Annotated in this window: 19 protein-coding genes; 12 read left to right on the top strand and 7 right to left on the bottom strand. The window is 58.0% G+C overall.

What is annotated here, in order from left to right; all coding sequences use genetic code 11:
- Positions 1 to 49: 49 nt before the first annotated feature.
- The 5 genes from NUW46_RS11360 to NUW46_RS11340 form a co-directional block, all read right to left on the bottom strand.
- The gene (locus NUW46_RS11360; protein WP_305967237.1) at positions 50 to 1,000 is read right to left on the bottom strand and encodes a DMT family transporter; all 951 of its coding nucleotides are present in this window, start codon (positions 998 to 1,000) and stop codon (positions 50 to 52) included.
- A gap of 146 nt (positions 1,001 to 1,146) precedes the next feature.
- Positions 1,147 to 2,235, bottom strand: coding sequence for a hypothetical protein (locus tag NUW46_RS11355; RefSeq protein WP_418140143.1), 1,089 nt, complete (start codon positions 2,233 to 2,235; stop codon positions 1,147 to 1,149).
- A 103-nt stretch (positions 2,236 to 2,338) separates the two neighbouring features.
- A complete protein-coding gene (locus NUW46_RS11350) occupies positions 2,339 to 3,409 on the bottom strand; it encodes a hypothetical protein (protein WP_305967239.1) in 1,071 nt (356 codons plus the stop codon).
- A gap of 132 nt (positions 3,410 to 3,541) precedes the next feature.
- A complete protein-coding gene (locus NUW46_RS11345; protein ID WP_153633517.1) occupies positions 3,542 to 4,159 on the bottom strand; it encodes a YceI family protein in 618 nt (205 codons plus the stop codon).
- Entirely contained in the window at positions 4,146 to 4,880 is a 735-nt protein-coding gene (locus NUW46_RS11340; RefSeq protein WP_305967240.1) for a CDP-alcohol phosphatidyltransferase family protein, read from the bottom strand. Before NUW46_RS11340 ends, NUW46_RS11345 begins: the two co-directional genes overlap by 14 nt.
- Positions 4,881 to 5,057: 177 nt before the next feature.
- Between NUW46_RS11340 and NUW46_RS11335 the strand changes: the two genes are divergently transcribed.
- From NUW46_RS11335 to NUW46_RS11320, 4 genes are read left to right on the top strand one after another with little or no spacing between them, the layout of a single operon-like run.
- Positions 5,058 to 6,065, top strand: coding sequence for a zinc-dependent alcohol dehydrogenase (locus tag NUW46_RS11335; RefSeq protein ID WP_418140142.1), 1,008 nt, complete (start codon positions 5,058 to 5,060; stop codon positions 6,063 to 6,065).
- Between the two features lie 30 nt (positions 6,066 to 6,095).
- The gene (locus NUW46_RS11330) at positions 6,096 to 6,494 is read left to right on the top strand and encodes a 6-pyruvoyl trahydropterin synthase family protein (protein WP_418140141.1); all 399 of its coding nucleotides are present in this window, start codon (positions 6,096 to 6,098) and stop codon (positions 6,492 to 6,494) included.
- Positions 6,481 to 8,421 (top strand): glycosyltransferase family 4 protein, encoded by a 1,941-nt coding sequence (locus NUW46_RS11325; protein WP_418140140.1) that lies wholly within the window; start codon positions 6,481 to 6,483, stop codon positions 8,419 to 8,421. The genes NUW46_RS11330 and NUW46_RS11325 overlap by 14 nt, the downstream gene beginning before the upstream one ends.
- 29 nt (positions 8,422 to 8,450) lie before the next feature.
- Positions 8,451 to 9,335 (top strand): lysylphosphatidylglycerol synthase transmembrane domain-containing protein, encoded by an 885-nt coding sequence (locus NUW46_RS11320; protein WP_418140139.1) that lies wholly within the window; start codon positions 8,451 to 8,453, stop codon positions 9,333 to 9,335.
- Between the two features lie 6 nt (positions 9,336 to 9,341).
- Here NUW46_RS11320 and NUW46_RS11315 read toward each other — a convergent pair whose 3' ends face one another.
- Positions 9,342 to 10,214 (bottom strand): RibD family protein, encoded by an 873-nt coding sequence (locus NUW46_RS11315; protein WP_209397094.1) that lies wholly within the window; start codon positions 10,212 to 10,214, stop codon positions 9,342 to 9,344.
- Positions 10,215 to 10,370: 156 nt separating this feature from the next.
- Here NUW46_RS11315 and NUW46_RS11310 point away from each other — a divergent pair, with 156 nt between their 5' ends.
- Positions 10,371 to 10,607 carry a hypothetical protein gene (locus NUW46_RS11310; RefSeq protein WP_069183446.1) on the top strand — a complete coding sequence of 79 codons (237 nt, stop codon included), beginning with the start codon at positions 10,371 to 10,373 and terminating at the stop codon, positions 10,605 to 10,607.
- A 16-nt stretch (positions 10,608 to 10,623) separates the two neighbouring features.
- Here the strand turns inward: NUW46_RS11310 and galU are convergent, their stop codons facing one another.
- Positions 10,624 to 11,460 (bottom strand): UTP--glucose-1-phosphate uridylyltransferase GalU, encoded by an 837-nt coding sequence (gene galU / locus NUW46_RS11305; protein ID WP_064228337.1) that lies wholly within the window; start codon positions 11,458 to 11,460, stop codon positions 10,624 to 10,626.
- 299 nt (positions 11,461 to 11,759) lie between these two features.
- Here galU and NUW46_RS11300 point away from each other — a divergent pair, with 299 nt between their 5' ends.
- The 7 genes from NUW46_RS11300 (at position 11,760) to prpD (ending at position 21,635) form a co-directional block, all read left to right on the top strand.
- On the top strand, positions 11,760 to 13,340 hold the full coding sequence (locus NUW46_RS11300) for a glucan biosynthesis protein (protein ID WP_418142028.1): 1,581 nt from the start codon (positions 11,760 to 11,762) through the stop codon (positions 13,338 to 13,340).
- Positions 13,341 to 13,451: 111 nt separating this feature from the next.
- Complete coding sequence (locus NUW46_RS11295; protein ID WP_069183448.1) at positions 13,452 to 14,132, top strand: GntR family transcriptional regulator; 681 nt, start codon at positions 13,452 to 13,454, stop codon at positions 14,130 to 14,132.
- A 65-nt stretch (positions 14,133 to 14,197) separates the two neighbouring features.
- Positions 14,198 to 15,085: a methylisocitrate lyase gene (gene prpB / locus NUW46_RS11290; RefSeq protein WP_222464645.1), complete on the top strand. Its 888-nt coding sequence runs from the start codon at positions 14,198 to 14,200 to the stop codon at positions 15,083 to 15,085.
- Positions 15,086 to 15,218: 133 nt separating this feature from the next.
- The gene (prpC, locus tag NUW46_RS11285; protein WP_069183450.1) at positions 15,219 to 16,349 is read left to right on the top strand and encodes a bifunctional 2-methylcitrate synthase/citrate synthase; all 1,131 of its coding nucleotides are present in this window, start codon (positions 15,219 to 15,221) and stop codon (positions 16,347 to 16,349) included.
- Positions 16,346 to 18,943: a Fe/S-dependent 2-methylisocitrate dehydratase AcnD gene (acnD, locus tag NUW46_RS11280; RefSeq protein WP_418140138.1), complete on the top strand. Its 2,598-nt coding sequence runs from the start codon at positions 16,346 to 16,348 to the stop codon at positions 18,941 to 18,943. Before prpC ends, acnD begins: the two co-directional genes overlap by 4 nt.
- On the top strand, positions 18,940 to 20,118 hold the full coding sequence (gene prpF, locus NUW46_RS11275) for a 2-methylaconitate cis-trans isomerase PrpF (protein WP_418140137.1): 1,179 nt from the start codon (positions 18,940 to 18,942) through the stop codon (positions 20,116 to 20,118). Before acnD ends, prpF begins: the two co-directional genes overlap by 4 nt.
- Before the next feature lie 32 nt (positions 20,119 to 20,150).
- Entirely contained in the window at positions 20,151 to 21,635 is a 1,485-nt protein-coding gene (gene prpD, locus NUW46_RS11270; RefSeq protein WP_418140136.1) for a 2-methylcitrate dehydratase, read from the top strand.
- Positions 21,636 to 21,641 lie beyond the last annotated feature (6 nt).

Below are 21,641 nucleotides of genomic sequence, written 5' to 3'. Positions count from 1 at the left end.
TGCAACGGGGACGAAATATACTGATTCAGCCGATGCCGGTCAACCTCTTTTATGCGGTTTTCCGATTCCGTAGTTTCTCTTTGATCAGTTTGCTCAAAACTGCCCAGCGGTTGACGATCAATGCAGCGAAGATCAGGCCACAGCCGGCCAGTTGAATGCTGGTCATGGTCTCGCCAAACCAACCTGCCGCGAAAAGAGCAACCCACACTGGTTCCAGCACCAGAATCACGACGCCATGGCTGTTTGCCGACAGGCTCTGGGCTAGTGTCTGAAGCAGGAAGCGGCCGGCCGTTCCAATCACGGCACTGGCCACCACCCACCATACCAGCATTGGTGAGAGGTTATTCAGGGTAGGCCGCCAGGGTTCCATAATCATGGATTCGATCAGCGTCAGCATACCTACGGTGAGCAGGGCAATGGCTGTCAGGGGCAGGGCTGGCACTCGATGTTTCTCTAAAGTCTTGCCCTGCCGGTTGATAACCGTTCTCTGATTGGCCGCCCGGGTATTGAGATTGAAATACAGGGCGAAGATCGTCGCGGCTATGACAAAGAAGATCTGGCCCGCTTCGGGGCGAAATCCGTTTTCGAGGGATAGAAATGCAAGCCCGGCAACGGCAATAGGAATGGCCAGCCAGGTACTCGGAGGCTGGGCCTCCTTGAACACCAAACGGGCGATGATGGGAACAATGACAACCCCCAGACTGGTCAGAAAAGCTCCTTCGCCCAGACTGGTAATATGAACCAGTCCCATCACCCAGCAGGTCATGGCCGTGCCAAACACAAGGCCGACCCCCACGCTTCTTCGGAGTTGATCCAGGCTCAGCTTCATTAGCGCGCGCCGGGCGAAAAAAGCCAGGACCGTGCCAGCAATCAGAAATCTGGCGGCCATGAACATCAACGGGGGCATGAGCAGCACGGCTTCTTTGGAGAACATCCAGCTAATGGCAGCGAACAGGGTGACAATAACCAGAAGAAGATCGGATTTGTGGGTGTCAGACATCGGTTATGGCTTGCCGGCAATGAGTGAATCAATCGGGGAAAGCGAACCAATGTATAGTTTGCGAACTAAAAAGGAAAGATGGGTAGAATTACCGAGGCGGGATAAGGCTCTTCCCTGAGCCTTTGGTTTGATCTGTCCAGGAGCAGTCAGTTGTTCAGGGTGGTGTAAACCAGATTGGACATATCCGTCTGGTCCGAACCCGGCACTTCGATGTATCGGTCACCGGAACCCCACCACTGCCACCATGCACGCTTGTTATAGGTGCGGCTGGCGAAATCAACCTGCAGGCCGCCAAGGGTGGTGTTGTTGACCACCGGCACGGAGATGTTGCCTGTCTCGGAACCGAGCACACCGCTGTGGGTGACACCCTCGTTCATCAGTACCGGGTAGTGATTGAAGTACAGAGCACTTGGGCCATTCTGGTTGGTTACCTTCCCCGCGAGGCTGATACTTGAGGAGCAGGAATCAATTCCGGATGCGGAGGTTGCACCGCAGGCAGAATGGGTGGGGACCACGCCATCGTCGGTACCAGCAATGAACGGCTTGGTGATTCCGCCGTAGGACGATCCACCGGCCACAAAGCGCAACCTGGGGATCGAATTCGGGCTCACCGCCAGGTTGCGCGCTGCATTGGTCTGAAGGTCGTTTACCACGCCCAGTTTTCCTGGTTCCGGCTCAATGCCTGTGAACGCTTCGACCGCCGCCCTGAGGGGCCAATTGTACCAGCTGTCGTTGTAGGCAAGGCTCAAGGCCAGGTTGGCCAGTTCTGTGCCCCCGCCTGCGCCGGAGTAGTCGAGGGACGCCAGGATTTTCAGCGGTTGAAGGCCCTCAGACTGAAGCCAGCGAGCCTGGTTTTCCAGCAGATAGCGCGTAACCAGATCACCGGTGGAGTGGGAAACGACAATGCAGTAGTCATTGCACAGCCCTTGCTGACTGATCTGCCGCATCTGTTCATAGGCCTGCTGGGCAATGCCACCCTCAACGCGCCCGTCACTGCCCCAGTCGATGCGGGCCTCCGCACGGGAGAGCCAGAAGGTGCGCCAGTAGTCCTCACCGGCGCTCTTCACTTCCTGAAGGTTGGCGGGAGGGTTGGCCAGGTCTTCCTGTTGGAAGCCGTGCACCAGGATCACATTGTGCCCGGCCAGTTGGGCCTGGGCGGTTCCGGCAAAGAGGCTGCCGGTGATGGCGACCGCCAGGGCGGCCTTACAGGCACTTCCGATCTTTGTTGTTTTCATAGTTGCTCCGTCTTTGCTGAGTTATTGTTGTCACAAGACGTTTCTCCGCCACTCTGTGGCGGTACAGCCCGGCGTCAGCCGGCGCAAAGCTCACGCTCTGCCATCAGAACTTGTCGGCAAGCTGCCTGAGCAGCGCCGCCCGTTGTTCCGATTCGGGGTCCACCGCCGGGGTGTCGGTCAGGCTCTCGAGGTCCGGCGGTGTGAATGAGTAGCCCTCGTCGGGGCCGAAAGCGTAGTTGGTTCTGTCACCTGGCCTGGCTGGGAGCTGGCGAATCTGCAGGTTCTTCAGCTGAAGTTGACCGTCCACGGTCTGGTTCGCCAACACCGTGCCGTGGGCCCTGAGGTTGATGGTTTCCGAAGTGCTGTCCAGCCGTTTCTCCACCTGCAGCTGGGCAACCGGACGTTGGCCGACGTAAAGCTGGGCCGAGAGCGCATAAAAGCCGGGATCTTCCGGAGAGAACCGAACGGGGATAATCAGGTTGTTGCCGCTGACCCAGGCATTGCCCAACCCCTCAAAGTCCCCCAGGTAGGGCTCTACGGTCAGCGTTGAGGCGTGGCGAACTGGTTTGCCGTCGAGCCGGGCTTCGACGATCAGGCGGTATTCCCCCGGTGACTCATTGGCGGCCAGAACGCCCTCGAAGTAACCCGGCGAACCGGCTTGCTCCAGTGTGGTGCTTGCGACGGCATCACGGCTTTCGGGTCTCTCCAGGGTTGCGGAAAGAGAGCGGTCAACTACCTGAGGGCTTTGAATGGCCGCAGCAACAAGAATCTGTTCGCCTTCTGTAAACCGGTATTTTTCAAGCGTGACTGTGAATTGCCCGTTACCCTCCAGAGGCAGGCTGACAGGCTCGTAGTGATTGCCACGGTAGGCGCGGGCCTGTTCCGGGCTTAGAGGCACCGACCAGGCTGGATATCGTGTGGCTTCAGCGTACTGATCGGCAACACTGGCCAGCATAAAGCCAAGGGCGTTGTCCGATGGTGGCTCGGGTTGCTGCACGGGATCGGGCGACGGCTGGACTGTCTCAATTGGGCTCTGAGAAGAAGCGGACCCGATGTCGCTGGCCGGCTTCGTGAACCAACTGAATCGGGTGTGGTTGTCGGCGGAAAGCAGATACCCCGTGCCAACCACAACGGCAGTTATGATTGTGAAAAGAATAATAGCCTTACCGGGCATGCGGCAGGTCCCTTGATTATTGTTGTAGTTCTAAACATAACGGGCTTTGCGCCGCAGCCCAAAAATCCGGCCCGATCCTGTAACAGAATGTGTCCGCGTTGTGCAGCGGGTCACATTATCGCCACTGACAAATCAGAACATGCCGGACTCACGTATCGCCTCGAAACCGAAATGCAATTTGACCTCATCGCCGACCATTTCACCATCCAGACCATAGGTCATACCCCATTCACTGCGTTTCAGTGTGGTGGAAGCGCTGATCCCCAGCGTGTATTCCTCGTGGCCAAAGGGGTAAACGTCGGATTTGTTCAGGGTTACATCCAATACCACGGGCCGTGTCTGGCCAAGTAGCTCCAGATCTCCCGTTACTTTGCCAGTGTTTTCGCCGGTTGTTTCAAAGTCGGTAACAGTGAAAGTGATCTCGGGGTATTCGTCAGAGTCGAGAAAGTCCTCGTTGCGAACGTGTTCATCACGCTTCTTGTGATTGGTGAACACACTGTCGCTCTGGAATACCAGTTGGCCCGACTTCAGCTCCATGGTTTCCTCGTCGTAAACGAACTGGCCCTCCACTTCTCGGAACATGCCCATGACCGGGGCGTAACCAATGTGCATGATCTCGAAGAACATAGAGAAGTGTTCGTCGTCGACGATAAAATCTTGCGGCTCGGCCGAGGCTGCAGGGCTCAATGCGAGGACCGCAGGCAAGGCAAGGGCAGAACGGGTAATGGTTTTCCGGTTATTGAACATCATGGTGATGTCTCCTTTGATAAAGCCAGTGAATATCCACGAAAAACGACCACACCAGCAGAGCAAGGGCGGTTGCCAGGGTGGTGCTGGCAAACAGCGAATTGATTGGCGGAAGTACCGCCACGAGCAGGGTAACGATCTGCCAAACGCAAACCGTCTTCCGTCGGAAACTGTCTGGCAGTGGCGCATTCAGCCAATCCGCAAAGTGGCCAGCGGCAACGAAAGCGTAGCGAATCAGGCCGAGGGCAAGCACCCAGATGCCTGCCTTTCCCAACGCCAGCACGGCAATACTGAGCCCGAGGATGAACAGGGCATCCAGCTCCATATCGAATCTGGCGCCAAAGTCGCTCTCGGAGCCGGTTGCCCTGGCAACTTTTCCGTCCACGCCATCCAGAATGAGTGCCAACAGTGCCATCCAGCCATACAACCAGAGGTTGTCAGTCAGATGTTCGGCAAAGGGAGCCAAGGCGAAGAGGACAATCACGAGGCAACCCCTCAACAGGGTTGCCCGGTTCGCCCAGCCGAAGTCGCGGTTTTCGGGCCAGGCCCGGGAAACCAGGCCGCAGACGCAAAGGTAGAGTGCGACTGTCAGCAGATAGAAAAGAACGGGAGGCCCGGCCAGCCAGCCTGTAGCCAGACATAAGAGGGTTACAAGGACAAAACCCCAGGCGAGGTCCAGCGGGAGGGCGACCCAATGTGAAGCTGAACGGCCGTTAGAATCCATCACTGAACTCCAGCGTATAGGTTTGCAGGCATCAAACACCCCGGGCGCACTGTACACTGACTATAGTTGATATGTATGAGTGTGCTTACGAGCATTGACCGCGTTCAGACCTGATGGTTCAGGCAGGAAAGGCCGTTTCCAATGCCGCTCAAAACAACGCCAGGAAAGGAGCTCCCTTTGCAACGTGATCCAGAGAATTCCAATACAGAGACCGTCGCCCGGGCCTGGTGGGTAACCGGCGCTGGAAAGGGCGAAATTCTGGAAACGCCTCTGGAGCCGGCGGGTGATGGGGAGGCAGGAGAGATTGTCACGGTCCAGGCCCTCTATTCGGGGATAAGTCGGGGCACCGAATCACTGGTCTTTCACGGTCGTGTTCCCAGAAGCGAATACACCGCGATGCGGGCACCCTTCCAGGCCGGTGAATTCCCCTGGCCGGTGAAGTACGGCTATGCCAACGTAGGAAAGGTGATTGAAGGGCCCGTGGAACTGGTCGGTCAAACGGTGTTTTGCCTGTACCCGCACCAGGATTATTATCGGGTGCCGGCGTCGGCCGTCACACCCTTACCGAAAGACCTGCCCGCCGAGCGAGCGATTCTTGCTGCCAATATGGAAACCGCCGTCAACGGTCTCTGGGATGGATCGCCAGCGGTCGGCGATCGAATCGCGGTGGTTGGTCTTGGAGTGGTTGGTCTGCTTGTCGCCTGGCTGGCCAGTCGCATTCCGGGCACCCGGGTTACCGCTATCGACACAAACCCGGAGAGACAGACCGTTGCCGAACAACTGGGGCTGACCTTCAGTGCCGAACCTACCGCCGACGATCACGACCTTGTGATACATGCCAGCGGCCACCCATCGGGCCTGGAAACGGCTCTGGGGCTGGCGGGGCAGGAGGCGACACTGATTGAAATGAGCTGGTACGGGGATCAGTTGGTCTCCGCACCATTGGGTGCTGCATTTCATCCGCGTCGTCTGACCCTGAAATCCAGTCAGGTCGGGCAGATTGCGCCCTCCCGGGTTCCCAGGTGGGACTATCGCAAGCGCCTGGCGCTGGCGTTGGAACTACTCAGTGATGATGCCCTGAATGCGCTGATTACCGGTGAGTGCCGGTTCGAGGACCTGCCAAAGTCCATGGCACGGATTCTGATCGATGGCCGGGAAACACTCTGCCATCGCGTTGTTTACTGATATTTCAAAATGACCTGCTAAGGAGAGATTATGTTCGGCTTGACGGTCCGGGACCATATGATGATTGCCCACAGTTTCGAAGGAGAGATCTTTGGCCCCGCGCAGAAAGTGCATGGTGCCACTTATGTGGTGGATGTGACCTTCGAGCGTCACCAGCTGGACAAGGACGACCTGATCGTGGATATCGGCCTGGCCTCAGAGCTTCTCAAGAACGTTCTCTCAGAGTTCAATATGCAGAACCTCGACGAGCTACCGGAACTGCGAGGCCGGAACACCACTACGGAGTTTATGGCGAAGCTGGTGTTCGACCGGATGGCGGCGGCCATTCATGGGGGGCGATTGGGGGAGGCGGGAAAGGGTATTGTCAGCCTGAAAGTCACCCTCTCTGAATCTCACATTGCCTGGGCCAGCTACCATGCCGGAATCTGACGTACCGGGAGTGGTGGAGTTTCTCGTTCCGGGCGACCCGGAACAGAACACCGGCGGTTACCGGTATGTTCGTAAGCTGGTAGAAGCACTTTGCAAAGACGGTTACACAGCCCGGGTGAGCGGTTTGGCCGGGCAGTTTCCGCGTCCGGACAGGATCGCCCGCGAAGCGATGGATCAGAAACTCGCAAGTTTGCCCGCTGGAACGTCTGTGATCCTTGATGGCCTTGCCATGGGCGGGCTGCCGGAGATCGTGGAAAAGCATACCCGACGTTTAACTCTGTTTGGGCTGGTCCATCATCCGCTTGCTGACGAGACCGGCCTCAGCGAGGGAGACAGGCAATGGTTTCTGGAATCCGAGAAGCGGGCCCTCGGCTTCGTGGAAGGCGTTATTACCACCAGTCAACACACGGCCGCCCGCCTTGCGGATTACGACGTTCTGCCGGAGGCCATTCGGGTTGCTAAGCCGGGTGTGGTCAGGGCTGAAACAACGCGAGTCCGGAGCAGGCCCGCTGAAAGCAGTGGCCCTCACATTCTATGCGTTGCCCATCTGTCCCCGAGAAAGGCCCAGCATCAGTTGGTGGAAGCGCTGAGAGAACTGAAGGCTCTCCCGTGGTGCTGCACACTGGCCGGGTCTGACAGCCGTGATCCGGGTTACAGCCAACAGGTGCGTCGGGCGGTTGCCGCGGCCGGTCTTGAAGACAGGATTGCCCTGGTCGGTGAAGTGGACGACTCAGGGCTTGCCGATCTCTACACGCAGGCCGACTTTTTTGTCATGCCTTCGCTCTATGAGGGCTACGGCATGGTGATCGACGAGGCGTTGGCGGAAGCGCTGCCGATTATTTCCTCCGATGGCGGCGCCCTGGCTCAAACCTCCGCCAGACCGGGCGTGGTGCAGTATTGTGCCGGGGATATCAGGGCTCTCGAGGCCCGACTCAGGAACTGGCTGGAGGATCCGTACCAGCTCGAACATGCACGAAAACTGGCTGCGAGGGAATCCAGGCGGGTTCGATCATGGGCCGATACCGCCCGGGATTTTAGCGAGGCATTAGCATACTTCAGAGGATTTCCAGCAAACCTGCACCAGCATTCAGAATTCGAGAGCGAATGGCTGGCGGCCCGGGAACCGGCAGATCATCGGGCTCGCTCGATAGAACTGACCGCGGAACTGAACCGGTGGTTGCTCGACCGTTACGATAGCCTGCCGCCTGAAATTCATTGCCCCATGCAGATTGTCGACATTGGCACCGGCCGTGGTTCCAACGCCCTGTTTCTGGTACCTGCACTACAGGTACCGCAAGCCTGGCTTGCCCTGGATCAGGACGCGGCGTTGCTGCGCGAGGCCCGGCAGCGGGTAAATGTGCTGGATGTACCCTTTGAAACGCGCGCGGTGCAATTGTCACCGGAGAATATGGAGCAGCACCTGCCCCCCGAGGTGTCCCTGATCACGGCGTCAGCACTGATTGATCTTGTTTCCGAGACTTGGTTGAAAGCCCTCAGTCAGGCGGCGTCGCGCAGGAATTCAGCAATACTTATCGCGCTGAGCTACGCAGGGCATTTTGAACTGTCCCCCGGTCATCCTGATGATGAGCTGATCCGAACGCTGGTGAACCAGCATCAGCACGGGGACAAAGGCACCGGTGCGGCGCTTGGGCCCGAGGCCCCCATTGTGCTGAAACACCTGCTTGACGCAGACGGTTACCAGGTGAAATTGGCGGAATCGCCCTGGACCCTGGGCAGCGAGGATCAGGCGTTGGCCCGGATGCTGATGGAGGGATGGACCGAGGCGGCGATCGAGCAATCTCCGGGAGACAGGGACCGCCTGAACCTCTGGCTGGAAACGCGGAACCATCAGTTGTCTGAGGGCTGCCTGAACGTCATCGTACGGCATCTCGACCTTTTGGCTCTGCCAACCGGGCAGCTGGCTTGACGGAGGTGCGTCAAAAGCGGGTTCGGTTGGTGGCCCGGTGGTTGATCACGGTTTTGGTCATTGGATTCGTGATTCGCTCTGTCGATACCAGCGCGCTCTGGCAGGAGCTTGTCCGCTTTTCTTCTTTTGTTCTGATACCCGCACTGGTACTCACCGGAGTGCAGGTGCTGCTCTCTGCCTGGCGTTGGCGCTTCACCTCAAAGAGGCTTGGATTGTCCCTGGACTATGGCGTTGCCGTGCGAGAGTACTACCTGGCGACATTCCTGAACCAGGTTCTGCCCGGTGGCGTGCTTGGTGATGTTAACCGGGCATGGCGCCACGGTGAGGGTGCCGGTAAACGTCTCGCGGCTGTCCACGGGGTCGCCATCGAGCGGCTCTCGGGCCAGTTGGTGCTGGCGCTGGTTGTCGCAGTTTCCATCGCGTGGCTGTTTGGTTCGGGGCAGCTTACTGCCGGCTTTTGGAATGGCTGGGCGTGGCTTGGAGTTGGCATTCTCTTTGTTGCCATAGCCCCATGGCTAGCACGGAAAGCGGGCCTTGCCGATTACCTGCAGCGCCTTCGGCGTGATCTGTATCTGTCGTTGTTGGATTGCTCAGTATTGCCGGTTCAGATCGGTTCTTCGCTGGTGGTCTTGTCGAGCTATCTGGGGGTGTTTCTCTGCCTGGCCTGGGGTGCGGGTTACGTTGATACCTGGGCGGAGGCAGGGTTGATTGTCGGCCTGGGCAGTATTCTGCTTCTGAGCATGGTCATACCTCTGACGGTTGCCGGCTGGGGAATCAGGGAGGGCGCCGCAGCGTTGATCTGGCCCATGGCCGGATTGCCAGCGGAGCAGGGGGTGGCGCTGAGTGTGGGGTACGGGGCGCTGGTGCTGGTTTCGAGCTTGCCCGGGGTGGTGTTTTTGTTCACCAGTCGCTAAACCGGCCTATGCCTCTCGGGAGAAATCCAGGTCGAAGAGCATATCGCTGCCAAGGTTGACCAGCTGCGCTCTTGGCCGCAGCGCATCGTCCAGGAAATCGATTTCCGGGAGCGAGAAGGCGGGCCTCCCACTGCCGATGATCATGGGCGCGACCATCACGTGAAGCCGGTCCAACAAGCCGGCGTTGAGGAACGAGGAGACAGTGACGCCGCCGCCTTCCACGAACACCTTTTTGAGCCCGAAATCCGCCAGAACTTGAAGAATTAGCTTCGGATCCACGGGGGCTTGGGCGTCCGCATCTCCAAGACAGGGGATTTCGCTAACACCGGATTCAATAGACGGATTCCTGTCTTTGTCATAGCTCCCGGCCACCAATCGCAGGGTAGGGGCCGCACCATCGGTAAACAGGTGATGGCTGTCCGGCACGCGGTGATGACGATCAATAACCACGCGTACCGGGTTGCGACCGTTGGTGCGCCGTACGGTCAAACGGGGGTTGTCGGTGGCGGCAGTGCCGGCACCAACGATCACGGCATCGGATACCGCACGGATCCGGTGCAGGTGCGTAATCCCATCGTCGCCGTTTATGAATCGCGAGCGGCCCGTCACCGTCGCAATTCGCCCATCAAGGCTCTGGCCGAGCTGGCCGATAACTTTGGGGCGACCATCCGCTGGCGCTGGCCGACACAGGGGAAGAAACACCGAAAGCAGATCCTTCGCTTCACCCGTGGCCGGTTGCATCAGGTGCCAAGCGCCGTGGCCATTGAGCTTTACTGCTTCTTTGTTGGTTCCCGGCAACGGCAGTGTCACATTGCTGCGGTTTACTGCGCTAAGCACCAACTCCCATGCCGAGTCGATATCCAGTGTTCTTGCCGCCATAAATAGCCTGTTGGTTGTTGCCCAGGAGCTGCGAAGACTCCTTTAGTATAGGCAGATTGTGTGCAAAGCTATATGTACGTTACATTTCCGGATTGATTCACTTCGCAGGGCATTATCGGGACAGGTTTCCCGGTTTGGATGACGAGGTAAGTGGCCATGCAACATGCGCAACCCATGCAGCATTGGGAGCCAGAGAAGCCCGAGGACCACGGGCAACTTGAACTTCCCGGTATTGCCCTGGACAAGAGTGATGAGCTTTTGGCATCGGTGGCCGAGCTGGAAGAAGTACTTGAGAAGGTACAACTGACCGGAGAAGAGGTGGAGCTGCTTCGCCGGTTCCGCAGGACAAGCGCGGAAAACCGGCGAATGATTCTTCAGATCCTGGGCAACTGATACCGCCCCGGATTCCTTACTTGCCTTTCTTGTAGATGTTCTCGTAAACGTAGTTGGTGGCTTCCACAAAGCCATCAATACTGCCGCAATCAAACCGGCGTCCCTTGAACTGGTAAGCCAGTACGCAGCCGTTTTTCGCCTGTTCGAGTAGGGCGTCGGTAATCTGGACTTCACCGTTCTTCCCGGCGGGAGTCCGCTCGATAATGTCGAAGATGTCCGGCGTGAGAATATAGCGGCCGATGATGGCGAGGTTACTGGGCGCATCTTCCGGGGCCGGCTTTTCCACCATATCGGTAATCCGGTAAAGCCCGTCCTTCATGGATTCACCGGCAATCACACCGTATTTGTGGGTTTCGTCGGCCGGAACCTCTTCGATCGCAACAATGGAGCAACGGAACTGGTTATACAGTTTCACCATTTGCGCCAGTACGCCGTCTTCACCTTCCGGGCCAATGCAGAAGTCATCGGCCAGCACAACCGCGAAGGGACTATCGCCTACGAGGTTGCGACCGGTGAGAATAGCGTGGCCGAGACCTTTCATTTCATTTTGCCGGGTAAAAGCGAAGCTGTTGTGGTCGATCAGATCACGGATGGAGGTCAGCAGGTCTTCCTTGCCGGAGCCCGCAATCTGGTGCTCAAGCTCGTAGCTGATGTCGAAATGGTCCTCGATAGCCCGCTTACCCCGGCCGGTAACAAAACCAAATTCATGGATACCGGCTTCCGCGGCTTCTTCAACGCCATACTGAACCAGGGGTTTGTTCACCACCGGCAGGATTTCCTTCGGCATCGCCTTGGTGGCCGGGAGAAAGCGAGTGCCGTAGCCGGCAACGGGAAACAGGCATTTTCTGATCATATGATTCGTCCTTTAATGGTCGTTTTCACGCCCTCGAGTCTGCTCAACGCCTCTGCGCAAGCCTATGAACGGTTGTACTTTCACAAAGTGTGCCGAGTTTACCCAAGTTAATACCACAAATGCAGGGGGCTACATGGATTTGTTGCCTACTATGAGCCAAGGCGTGCTTTTGCCGTAACTTATATCAAGGCTTCGTAGTCTTGAAACTGGAGATCTCGTCTAATGTTTAGCTGTAGCGTGGTTCAGATAATGCACCAGAGTGGTGCGAAGGTGGTCAGGCATAGGCAAGAGAAACGATGATAGAGCGAAGAACACTGCTAAAGGTGTTGCTCTCTGCGTTCGGTGTGGGTGCTCTGCCTTTATCAGCTTTCGGTTCCGGAATCTCCCGTGCGGCAGGCGGCTCTATGCCGGGGTTCAGCTATGCCTGGCTAAAGGGCCGAGCTCGGGCGCTGGCGGGCGAGGCTCATGTTTCCATCGAAGGCCAGTTGCCTCGAACCCTTAAAAACATTTCCTGGGACGATTACCAGGCCATCGCTTTCCGAGCCGACCAGGCCCTTTGGCGTGGCGATAATACTGCTTTCCAGATTCAGCTGTTTCATCTTGGGCTGTACTTTCAGCAGCCGGTCAGAATTCATGAAGTCGTCGAGGGAGAGGCCAATGAACTGGCCTATCGACAGGAGCTTTTTCGATACAGGGGAGAACAGCCTCTGGGCGATCTGCCCGAGGATCTTGGTTACGCGGGCTTTCGGGTTCACTACCACAACAACTTTGCCCTGGATCTGGCTGCCTTCCTGGGCGCCAGCTATTTCCGGGCAGTGGGCTCGGAGATGCAGTATGGTCTTTCTGCCCGGGGATTGGCGATAGATACCGGCATGAACCGGAAGGAGGAATTCCCTCGTTTCTCGGAGTTCTGGCTGGAGAAACCGGCACCGGATAGCCAGCTGCTGCGGGTCTGGGCCTTGTTGGATTCACCGAGCACCACCGGTGCCTACGCGTTTGTGCTGGACCCCGGACGGAACATGGTTATGGATGTCGATGTGGCGCTGTACCCGAGAACCGAAATCACCCGGGCCGGCATCGCCCCGCTGACCAGCATGTACCAGGTGGGGGAAAATGACGATCGCATGGGCTACGACTGGCGCCCGGAAATACACGATTCCGACGGCCTGGCCATGCGCAACGGCAACGGTGAATGGTTGTGGCGACCACTGGTGAACCCCGCCAACCTCCGGTTCAACAGTTTCGAGGATAACAATCCCGCAGGCTTTGGCTTGATGCAACGGGACAGGAATTTTGACCACTACCAGGATGACGGTGTGTTCTACGATCGGCGTCCCAGCCTCTGGGTGGAGCCTCGAGGAGATTGGGGACGTGGCAGTGTTGACCTAGTGGAAATTCCCACCGTGGATGAAACCTTCGATAACATCGTTGCTTTCTGGCACCCCGAAGAGCCTCTGTTGCCAGGCAGGGAGTACCTCTACAGTTACCGCTTGCACTGGGGGGAGCAGGCGCCGGTGCGGCCCTATGAGTTGGCCACGGTGCAGGCATCCCGGACCGGGCTGGGCGGTGTCGTGGGCCAGGAGCGCACCTATTTTTCAAGGCGTTTTGCGGTTGATTTTGCTGGCGGTGCCCTTGAGATGCTCAGCAAGGGCGCGGATGTGGAGCCGGTTATCAGTGTGAGCCGCGGAGAGGTTGAAATCACGTCCGCCAGACCATTGTCTGCAATCGACGGTTACCGGGCCATGTTTGACCTGGTGCCGGATGACTCGGTTGAACCCGTCAATATTCGCCTGTACCTCAGGCTGGGCACCGAGGCGCTTACCGAAACCTGGCTTTATCAGTACACCCCGCCACCGGTTGCTGAGCGAAAGCTCTATTGATTGACTGGATCTATTGTAAACAATCAGAAGCTCAATTTAGCCAATATTGTTGACAATATGGCCGCTCAGGCGTAGCTTTTCTCAAAATCAATCAGGTTTTGTTGACAAACTATGTCTGAGTTACTGTCTCCTACCTACACCCGCGCCGATGAGGCCTTCGATTGTCTGCAAACGGCAATCGTGAAAGGCGAGCTGGCCCCGGGCGAAAAGATCGGTGAACTGGAGCTTTGTTCCCGGTTCGATCTCACCCGCGGCCCGCTCCGGGAAGCCCTGGGCCGCCTTGAGTCCCGCGGCCTTCTGGTGCGCCGCCCCCATGCCGGCGTCAAGGTGGTTTCCGTCAGCGCCTCCGAGCTGATGGAGCTCTACCGCATACGTGAAGTCATGGAAGGACTGGCCGCCCGCCAGGCAGCCGAGCGCATGACCGATCAGGAAATCGCCGACCTCCAGGCGACACTCGACACCCACGAACGCATGATCGACGAAGCCCAGGGCCAGGCCTATTACCAGGCCGAAGGCGACTACGACTTCCACCACCGGATCGCCACCGGGAGCCGCAACACCAAACTGGCCCAGATGCTGTTGGGTGATCTTTACTACATGGTGCGCATGTACCGTTACCGGCTAAGCACCTCCACCGGGCGTCCGAAACGGGCACTCGGCGAACACCGGCGAATCGTGGAAGCCATCGCCCAGCGCGACGGCGAGCTGGCGGAGTTCCTGATGAAGCGACATATCAATGCCGCCAGACAAAACATCGAAAAGAAAATCCAGGAAGGCGAAATCACTATCTAACGTAGGTCGGATTAGCCGCAGGCGTAATCCGACAACAAGAATCCAAAAGAGAAGAGGCCAACACCATGACCAACAAACTCAGCCCCGGCGCCCGCTTCCGCAAGGCGCTCAAAGACAACCAGCCCCTGCAGATTGTCGGCACCATCAACGCCTATGCCGCCATGATGGCCGACAAAGTGGGCCACCAAGCCATTTACCTGTCTGGCGGCGGTGTCGCCAACGCCTCCTACGGCCTGCCGGATCTGGGCATGACCACCATGAACGATGTGGTCGAGGATGTTCGCCGTATTACCGCAGCTACCGACGTACCGCTGCTGGTCGACATTGATACCGGCTGGGGTGGCGCCTTTAACATCGCCCGTACCATTCGAGAGATGGAACGTGCCGGTGCAGCCGCTGTCCATATTGAGGACCAGGTTGCCCAGAAGCGCTGTGGCCACCGTCCGAACAAGGAAATCGTATCCCAGGAAGAAATGGTCGACCGCATCAAGGCCGCTGTGGATGCCCGTGAAGACAAAGACTTCTTCATCATGGCCCGTACGGACGCCTTCCAGAAAGAGGGCCTCGAAGCTGCCATTGAGCGTGCCAAGGCCTGCATCGAAGCTGGCGCTGACGGCATCTTTGCCGAAGCAGTCACCGAGCTTGAGCACTATAAAGCCTTCTCTGAAGCCCTGGACGTGCCCATCCTGGCCAACATTACCGAATTCGGTGCCACGCCTTTATACAACCGGCAGGAACTGGCCGAGGCCGGCGCAGATATGGTTCTGTATCCGCTCAGCGCTTTCCGCGCCATGAACAAGGCCGCCCTGACTGTTTACCAGAACATCCTGGAGAAGGGTGACCAGAAAGACGTGGTTGACCTGATGCAGACCCGGATGGAGCTGTACGATTTCCTGAACTACCACGATTTCGAGCAGAAGCTGGACCAACTGTTCCAGCAGAGCAAAGGCTAACAACGGAACCTGGGGTCAGAAGAACGCTTTCTTCTGACCCCGCCTTCACAAGACTGAGAATGAGCTGAAACTGGGGCAGAAGAAAGTGTTCTTCTGACCCAGCCTTCAGGCTCCAATAAGATGGGAGACAACAATGGCTGAAGCAAAACAACTGAGCGGCGCGGGCCTCCGAGGCCAGGTAGCTGGCGAAACTGCCCTTTGTACGGTAGGCAAAAGCGGCGCCGGCCTGACATACCGCGGCTACGACATTGCCGATCTGGCTGAAAAAGCCCAGTTTGAGGAAATCGCCTACCTGCTGCTGCGCGGCAAACTGCCCAACCGCCAGGAACTGGACGCCTACACCAAAAAACTTCAAAGCCTGCGCGGCCTGCCGGCTGCCCTGAAAACCGTGCTTGAGCAGATCCCCAAAGACGCCCATCCGATGGATGTAATGCGTACCGGCTGCTCCATGCTGGGCAACCTGGAAACCGAAGAAGATTTCAGCGAGCAGGACGACAAGATCGACCGCATGCTGGCGGTGTTCCCGTCCATCATTACGTACTGGTACCGCTTCGCCCACGAAGGCGTTCGTATCGAAACTGAAAGTGATGTGGACTCCATCGGCGGCCATTTCCTCGAGCTGCTGCACGGCAAGAAGCCCAGCGAACTGCACGAGCGCGTCATGAACGTGTCGCTGATCCTGTACGCAGAGCACGAATTCAACGCTTCCACCTTCACCGCCCGCGTGTGTGCCTCCACGCTGTCTGATATCCACAGCTGTGTGACCGGTGCTATCGGTTCGCTGCGCGGGCCTCTGCACGGCGGCGCCAACGAGGCGGCCATGGCCCTGATCCAGAAGTTCAAGACGCCGGAAGAGGCCGAAGAAGGCCTGATGGGCATGCTGGAGCGCAAAGAGAAGATCATGGGTTTCGGCCACGCGATCTACAAAGAGTCCGACCCGCGCAACGCCATTATCAAGCAGTGGTCCAAGAAGCTGGCGGACGAAGTGGGCGATACCGTGCTGTATCCGGTCTCTGAGCGTTGTGAAGAAGTCATGTGGCGCGAGAAGAAGCTGTTCTGTAACGCCGACTTCTTCCACGCATCCGCTTATCACTTCATGGGCATTCCGACCGAACTGTTCACCCCGATCTTTGTGATGTCCCGGGTTTCCGGCTGGACCGCCCACGTGAAAGAGCAGCGCGCCAACAACCGCATCATCCGCCCAAGTGCCGATTACACAGGCCCGGCGGATGCCAAGTGGGTACCGATTGAGGAGCGCCCATGAACACCGAATATCGTAAACCGTTACCAGGCACCGACCTGGATTATTTCGACACCCGCCAGGCCGTGGAAGACATCCAGACCGGCGCGTACGAAAAGCTTCCGTACACCTCCAAGATCTTGGCGGAGCAACTGGTTCGCCGTTGCGATCCGGAGGTGCTCACGGACTCTCTCAAGCAGCTGATCGAGCGCAAGCGCGACCTGGACTTCCCCTGGTACCCCGCTCGCGTTGTGTGCCACGACATCCTCGGCCAGACCGCCCTGGTGGACCTGGCCGGCCTGCGTGATGCCATCGCAGAGAAGGGTGGTGATCCTGCGAAGGTCAACCCGGTAGTGCCGACCCAGTTGATCGTGGATCACTCCCTGGCCGTCGAACACGCCGGTTTCGAAAAAGACGCGTTCGAGAAGAACCGCCAGATCGAAGATCGCCGCAACGACGACCGTTTCCACTTCATCAACTGGACCAAGACCGCGTTCAAGAACGTAGACGTGATTCCTCCCGGCAATGGCATCATGCACCAGATCAACCTGGAGAAAATGTCCCCGGTGGTTCAGAACCGCGATGGTGTTGCTTTCCCGGATACCTGTGTCGGCACTGACAGCCATACGCCGATGGTTGACGCCCTGGGCGTTATTTCCGTTGGTGTAGGTGGCCTGGAAGCCGAGAGCGTTATGCTTGGCCGTGCTTCCATGATGCGCCTGCCGGATATCGTGGGCGTTGAACTGACGGGCAAGCTGCAGCCTGGCATTACCGGTACCGATATGGTGCTGGCCATCACCGAGTTCCTGCGTAAAGAACGTGTGGTTGGCGCCTACCTGGAGTTCTACGGTGAAGGCGCTGACAGCCTTACCGTTGGCGACCGTGCCACCATATCGAATATGACTCCGGAATACGGCGCCACCGCCGCGATGTTCTACATCGACGGCCAGACCATCGATTACCTGAAGCTGACCGGTCGTGAAGACGAGCAGGTCGCTCTGGTTGAGAAGTACGCCAAGGAAACCGGTCTCTGGGCCGACAGCATGAAGAACGCTGAATACGAGCGCGTGCTGAAGTTCGACCTGTCCAAAGTGACCCGTACCCTGGCTGGCCCCTCCAACCCCCATGCGCATCTGCCAACATCCGAATTGGCAGAACGCGGCATCGCCGGTGAATGGGAGCAGGAAGAGGGCAAGATGCCGGATGGCGCGTGTATCATCGCTGCTATCACCAGCTGTACCAACACCAGTAACCCCCGCAACATGGTGGCTGCAGGCCTGATCGCCCGTAACGCCAACAAGCTGGGGCTGACCCGCAAGCCATGGGTGAAGACCTCCCTGGCGCCGGGCTCCAAAACGGTCAAGATGTACCTGGAAGAAGCCAAACTGCTGCCGGAACTTGAGCAACTGGGCTTCGGTGTGGTGGCCTTCGCCTGTACCACCTGCAACGGCATGAGTGGTGCCCTGGACCCGAAAATCCAGCAGGAAATCATCGACCGAGACCTGTATTCCGTGGCGGTGCTCTCCGGTAACCGGAACTTCGACGGCCGGATTCACCCCTATGCCAAGCAGGCGTTCCTGGCCTCACCCCCGCTGGTGGTTGCCTACGCGATCGCGGGCACGATCCGTTTTGATATCGAGAAAGATGCGCTGGGCTACGACCAGGATGGCAATCCTGTCACCCTGAAGGACATCTGGCCGGACGATGCGGAAATCGATGCCATCGTGAAATCCAGCGTCAAGCCGGAGCAGTTCCGCAGCACCTACATCCCGATGTTCGACATCACCCGGGATGCCCAGGCCAACACCAACCCGCTGTATGAGTGGCGTCCGCAGAGCACTTACATCCGTCGCCCGCCGTATTGGGAAGGCGGTATGGTAGGTGAGAAGACCCTTAAGGGCATGCGCCCGCTGGCGGTGCTGCCGGACAACATCACCACCGACCATCTCTCGCCCTCCAACGCGATCCTGATGAACAGCGCAGCCGGTGAATACCTCCACAAGATGGGTGTGCCTGAGGAAGACTTTAACTCCTATGCGACACACCGTGGCGATCACCTGACCGCTCAGCGTGCCACCTTCGCCAACCCGAAACTGTTCAACGAAATGGTCCGGGACGAAAACGGCAACGTGAAGCAGGGTTCCCTGGCGCGGATCGAGCCGGAAGGCAAGGTTACCCGCATGTGGGAGGCCATCGAGACCTACATGGAGCGCAAACAGCCGCTGATCATCATCGCCGGCGCCGACTACGGGCAGGGCTCCTCCCGCGATTGGGCCGCCAAAGGCGTTGCCCTGGCGGGTGTAGAAGCGATTGTCGCCGAAGGCTTCGAGCGGATTCACCGTACCAACCTGATCGGTATGGGCGTGATGCCCCTGCAGTTCGAGGAGGGCACTACCCGTAAGACACTCGGCATCGACGGCACCGAAACCTACGACGTGGAAGGCACCCCGGCGCCCCGCGCGGAGCTTACGCTGGTTATCCATCGGAAGAACGGTAGCACTGAGCGCATTCCGGTTATCTGCCGCCTTGATACCGCTGAAGAAGTGTCCATCTACAGCGCAGGCGGTGTGTTGCAGCGGTTTGCGGAGGATTTCCTGCAATCGGAAGGTGCGGCATGACACACCAGCCACAAATCAAAATCCCCGCCACGTATATGCGTGGCGGCACCAGCAAGGGCGTCTTTTTCCGGCTGAAAGATCTGCCGGAGGCGTGCCAACCCCCGGGCGAAGCCCGGGATAAACTCCTGCTGCGAGTCATCGGCAGCCCGGACCCCTACCAGAAGCAAATCGACGGCATGGGCGGCGCTACCTCCAGCACCAGCAAAACGGTGATCCTGGCCGATCCCACGCAGCCGGATCACGACGTGGACTACCTGTTCGGCCAGGTCTCCATCGACAAGCCGTTTGTGGACTGGAGCGGTAACTGCGGCAACCTTACTGCGGCTGTCGGCGCTTTTGCCATCAACAGCGGTTTTGTTGCCAAAGAGCGGATCCCGGAAAACGGCACCTGCACCGTCCGCATTTGGCAGGCCAATATCCAGAAAACCATCGTTGCCCACGTTCCCATCACCAACGGTGAAGTGCAGGAAACCGGCGATTTCGAGCTGGACGGCGTGACCTTCCCGGCCGCCGAAGTGCAGGTGGAATTCATGGACCCCGCCGATGGCGAAGGCTCCATGTTCCCCACCGGCAACCTGGTGGACGACCTGGAAGTGCCCGGTGTGGGCACCCTGAAAGCCACCATGATCAACGCCGGAATCCCGACCATTTTCGTGAACGCTGAAGACATCGGGTACAAGGGCACCGAGCTGCAGGACGACATCAACTCCGATCCCAAAGCCCTGGCAAGGTTCGAAACCATCCGGGCCCACGGTGCGGTGAAAATGGGGTTGATCCAGAATATCGAGGAAGCGGCCAACCGCCAGCACACCCCGAAAGTCGCCTTCGTGGCGAAGCCTTCGGATTACGTATCCTCTAGCGGCAAAAACATCGGGGCAGGGGACGTAGACGTTCTGGTTCGCGCTCTGTCCATGGGCAAGCTGCACCACGCCATGATGGGCACGGCCGCAGTCGCTATTGCTACGGCCTCGGCCGTTCCTGGAACCCTTGTAAACCTCGCCGCTGGTGGTGGCGACCGTACCCATGTGACCTTTGGGCATCCCTCCGGAACCTTGCGCGTTGGCGCGGAAGCGAAGGAAGTAGATGGCCAATGGACCGCAACCAAAGCCATTATGAGCCGCAGTGCGCGGGTTTTGATGGAAGGTTGGGTGCGGGTGCCTGGCGATAGCTTCTGACCGAATCTATAGTGGGGGCAAGGAGGCCCCCTATGTCTGCAACATTTGATCTCAACGAACGTCCCGATTACGACGAAGTTCTGCAACAAATTGCGGACTACGTTCTCACCTATGAAATAACCAGTGAAGAAGCCTGGAGCACCGCCCGCTATTGCCTGATGGACACCCTGGGATGTGGCCTTCTGGCTCTCCGCTTTCCCGAATGTACCAAACACCTCGGCCCAATCGTCGAAGGTACAGTGGTCCCTCATGGTGCCCGTGTGCCCGGAACGCCATTTCGCTTGGACCCGGTGAAGGCCGCCTGGGACATCGGTTGCATCGTTCGCTGGCTTGACTACAACGACACATGGCTGGCGGCTGAATGGGGGCATCCATCGGACAACCTGGGCGCTATCCTGGCTGTTGCAGACCACCTTTCGCAGAAACGGGTTGCTGAGGGCAAAGAACTGTTAACCATGCGAACCGTTCTGGAGGCCATGATCATGGCCCATGAAATCCAGGGTGTTCTGGCCCTGGATAACTCCTTTAATCGCGTCGGGCTGGACCATGTGGTGCTCGTTAAAGTGGCCTCAACGGCGGTGGCTTGCCGGTTAATGGACGCGGACCGAGAGCAGCTGCTTTCGGCGCTGTCCCATGCCTGGGTAGACGGACAATCCCTGAGGACTTACCGCCATGCCCCCAACGCCGGCTCGCGGAAGTCCTGGGCTGCGGGTGATGCCACGTCACGGGCGGTCCGACTGGCGGATATTGCGATGCGAGGTGAAATGGGGGTTCCGGGAGTGCTGACAGCACCTCAATGGGGTTTTTACGACGTTCTGTTCAGTAAAACCAATAAAGACCAGAAGTTAAAGCCCGAAAATAAGCGCCAGTTCTCGCTCCCCCAGGATTTTGGATCCTACGCAATGGAAAATATTCTGTTCAAGATATCGTTCCCGGCAGAGTTCCATGCTCAAACCGCAGCAGAAGCGGCTGTTATCTTACATTCGGAAGTTAAAGACCGACTGAACGAAATCAATAAGATCGTGATCACCACTCATGAATCTGCGATCCGAATCATCTCCAAGGTCGGGAAGCTTGCAAACGCCGCAGATCGTGATCATTGCCTGCAATATATGGCTGCCGTGCCACTCGCCTTTGGTAGTCTCACCGCGGAGCATTATGAAGACGGCTTCCATCTAGCTAATCCGATAATCGATGAACTTCGGGACAAAATGGAAGTTGTGGAGGACGAGAGGTATACCCGCGAATATCTGGAACCTGACAAACGCTCCATCGCTAATGCCATTCAGGTGTTTTTCAATGATGGTTCGAGCACGGACAATATTGCTGTCGAATATCCGATAGGTCATCGTCGTCGCCGGAAGGAGGGTATGCCGCTTTTGGAAGAAAAGTTCCGCTCCAATCTCGAGACGAGATTTCCGGCTCGGAGGTGTAACACTATCGTCAATCTATGCAAGGAGCAGGAAACGCTGGAGAATACTCCGATCCAAGAGTTTGTGGACTTGTTTGTCATCTGAGTAGGG

Source organism: Marinobacter sp. MA, assembly GCF_048298425.1.
GTDB lineage: Bacteria > Pseudomonadota > Gammaproteobacteria > Pseudomonadales > Oleiphilaceae > Marinobacter > Marinobacter salsuginis.
The sequence above is the reverse complement of the archived record's forward strand: the minus strand, read 5'-3'. Positions and strand labels throughout refer to the sequence as shown.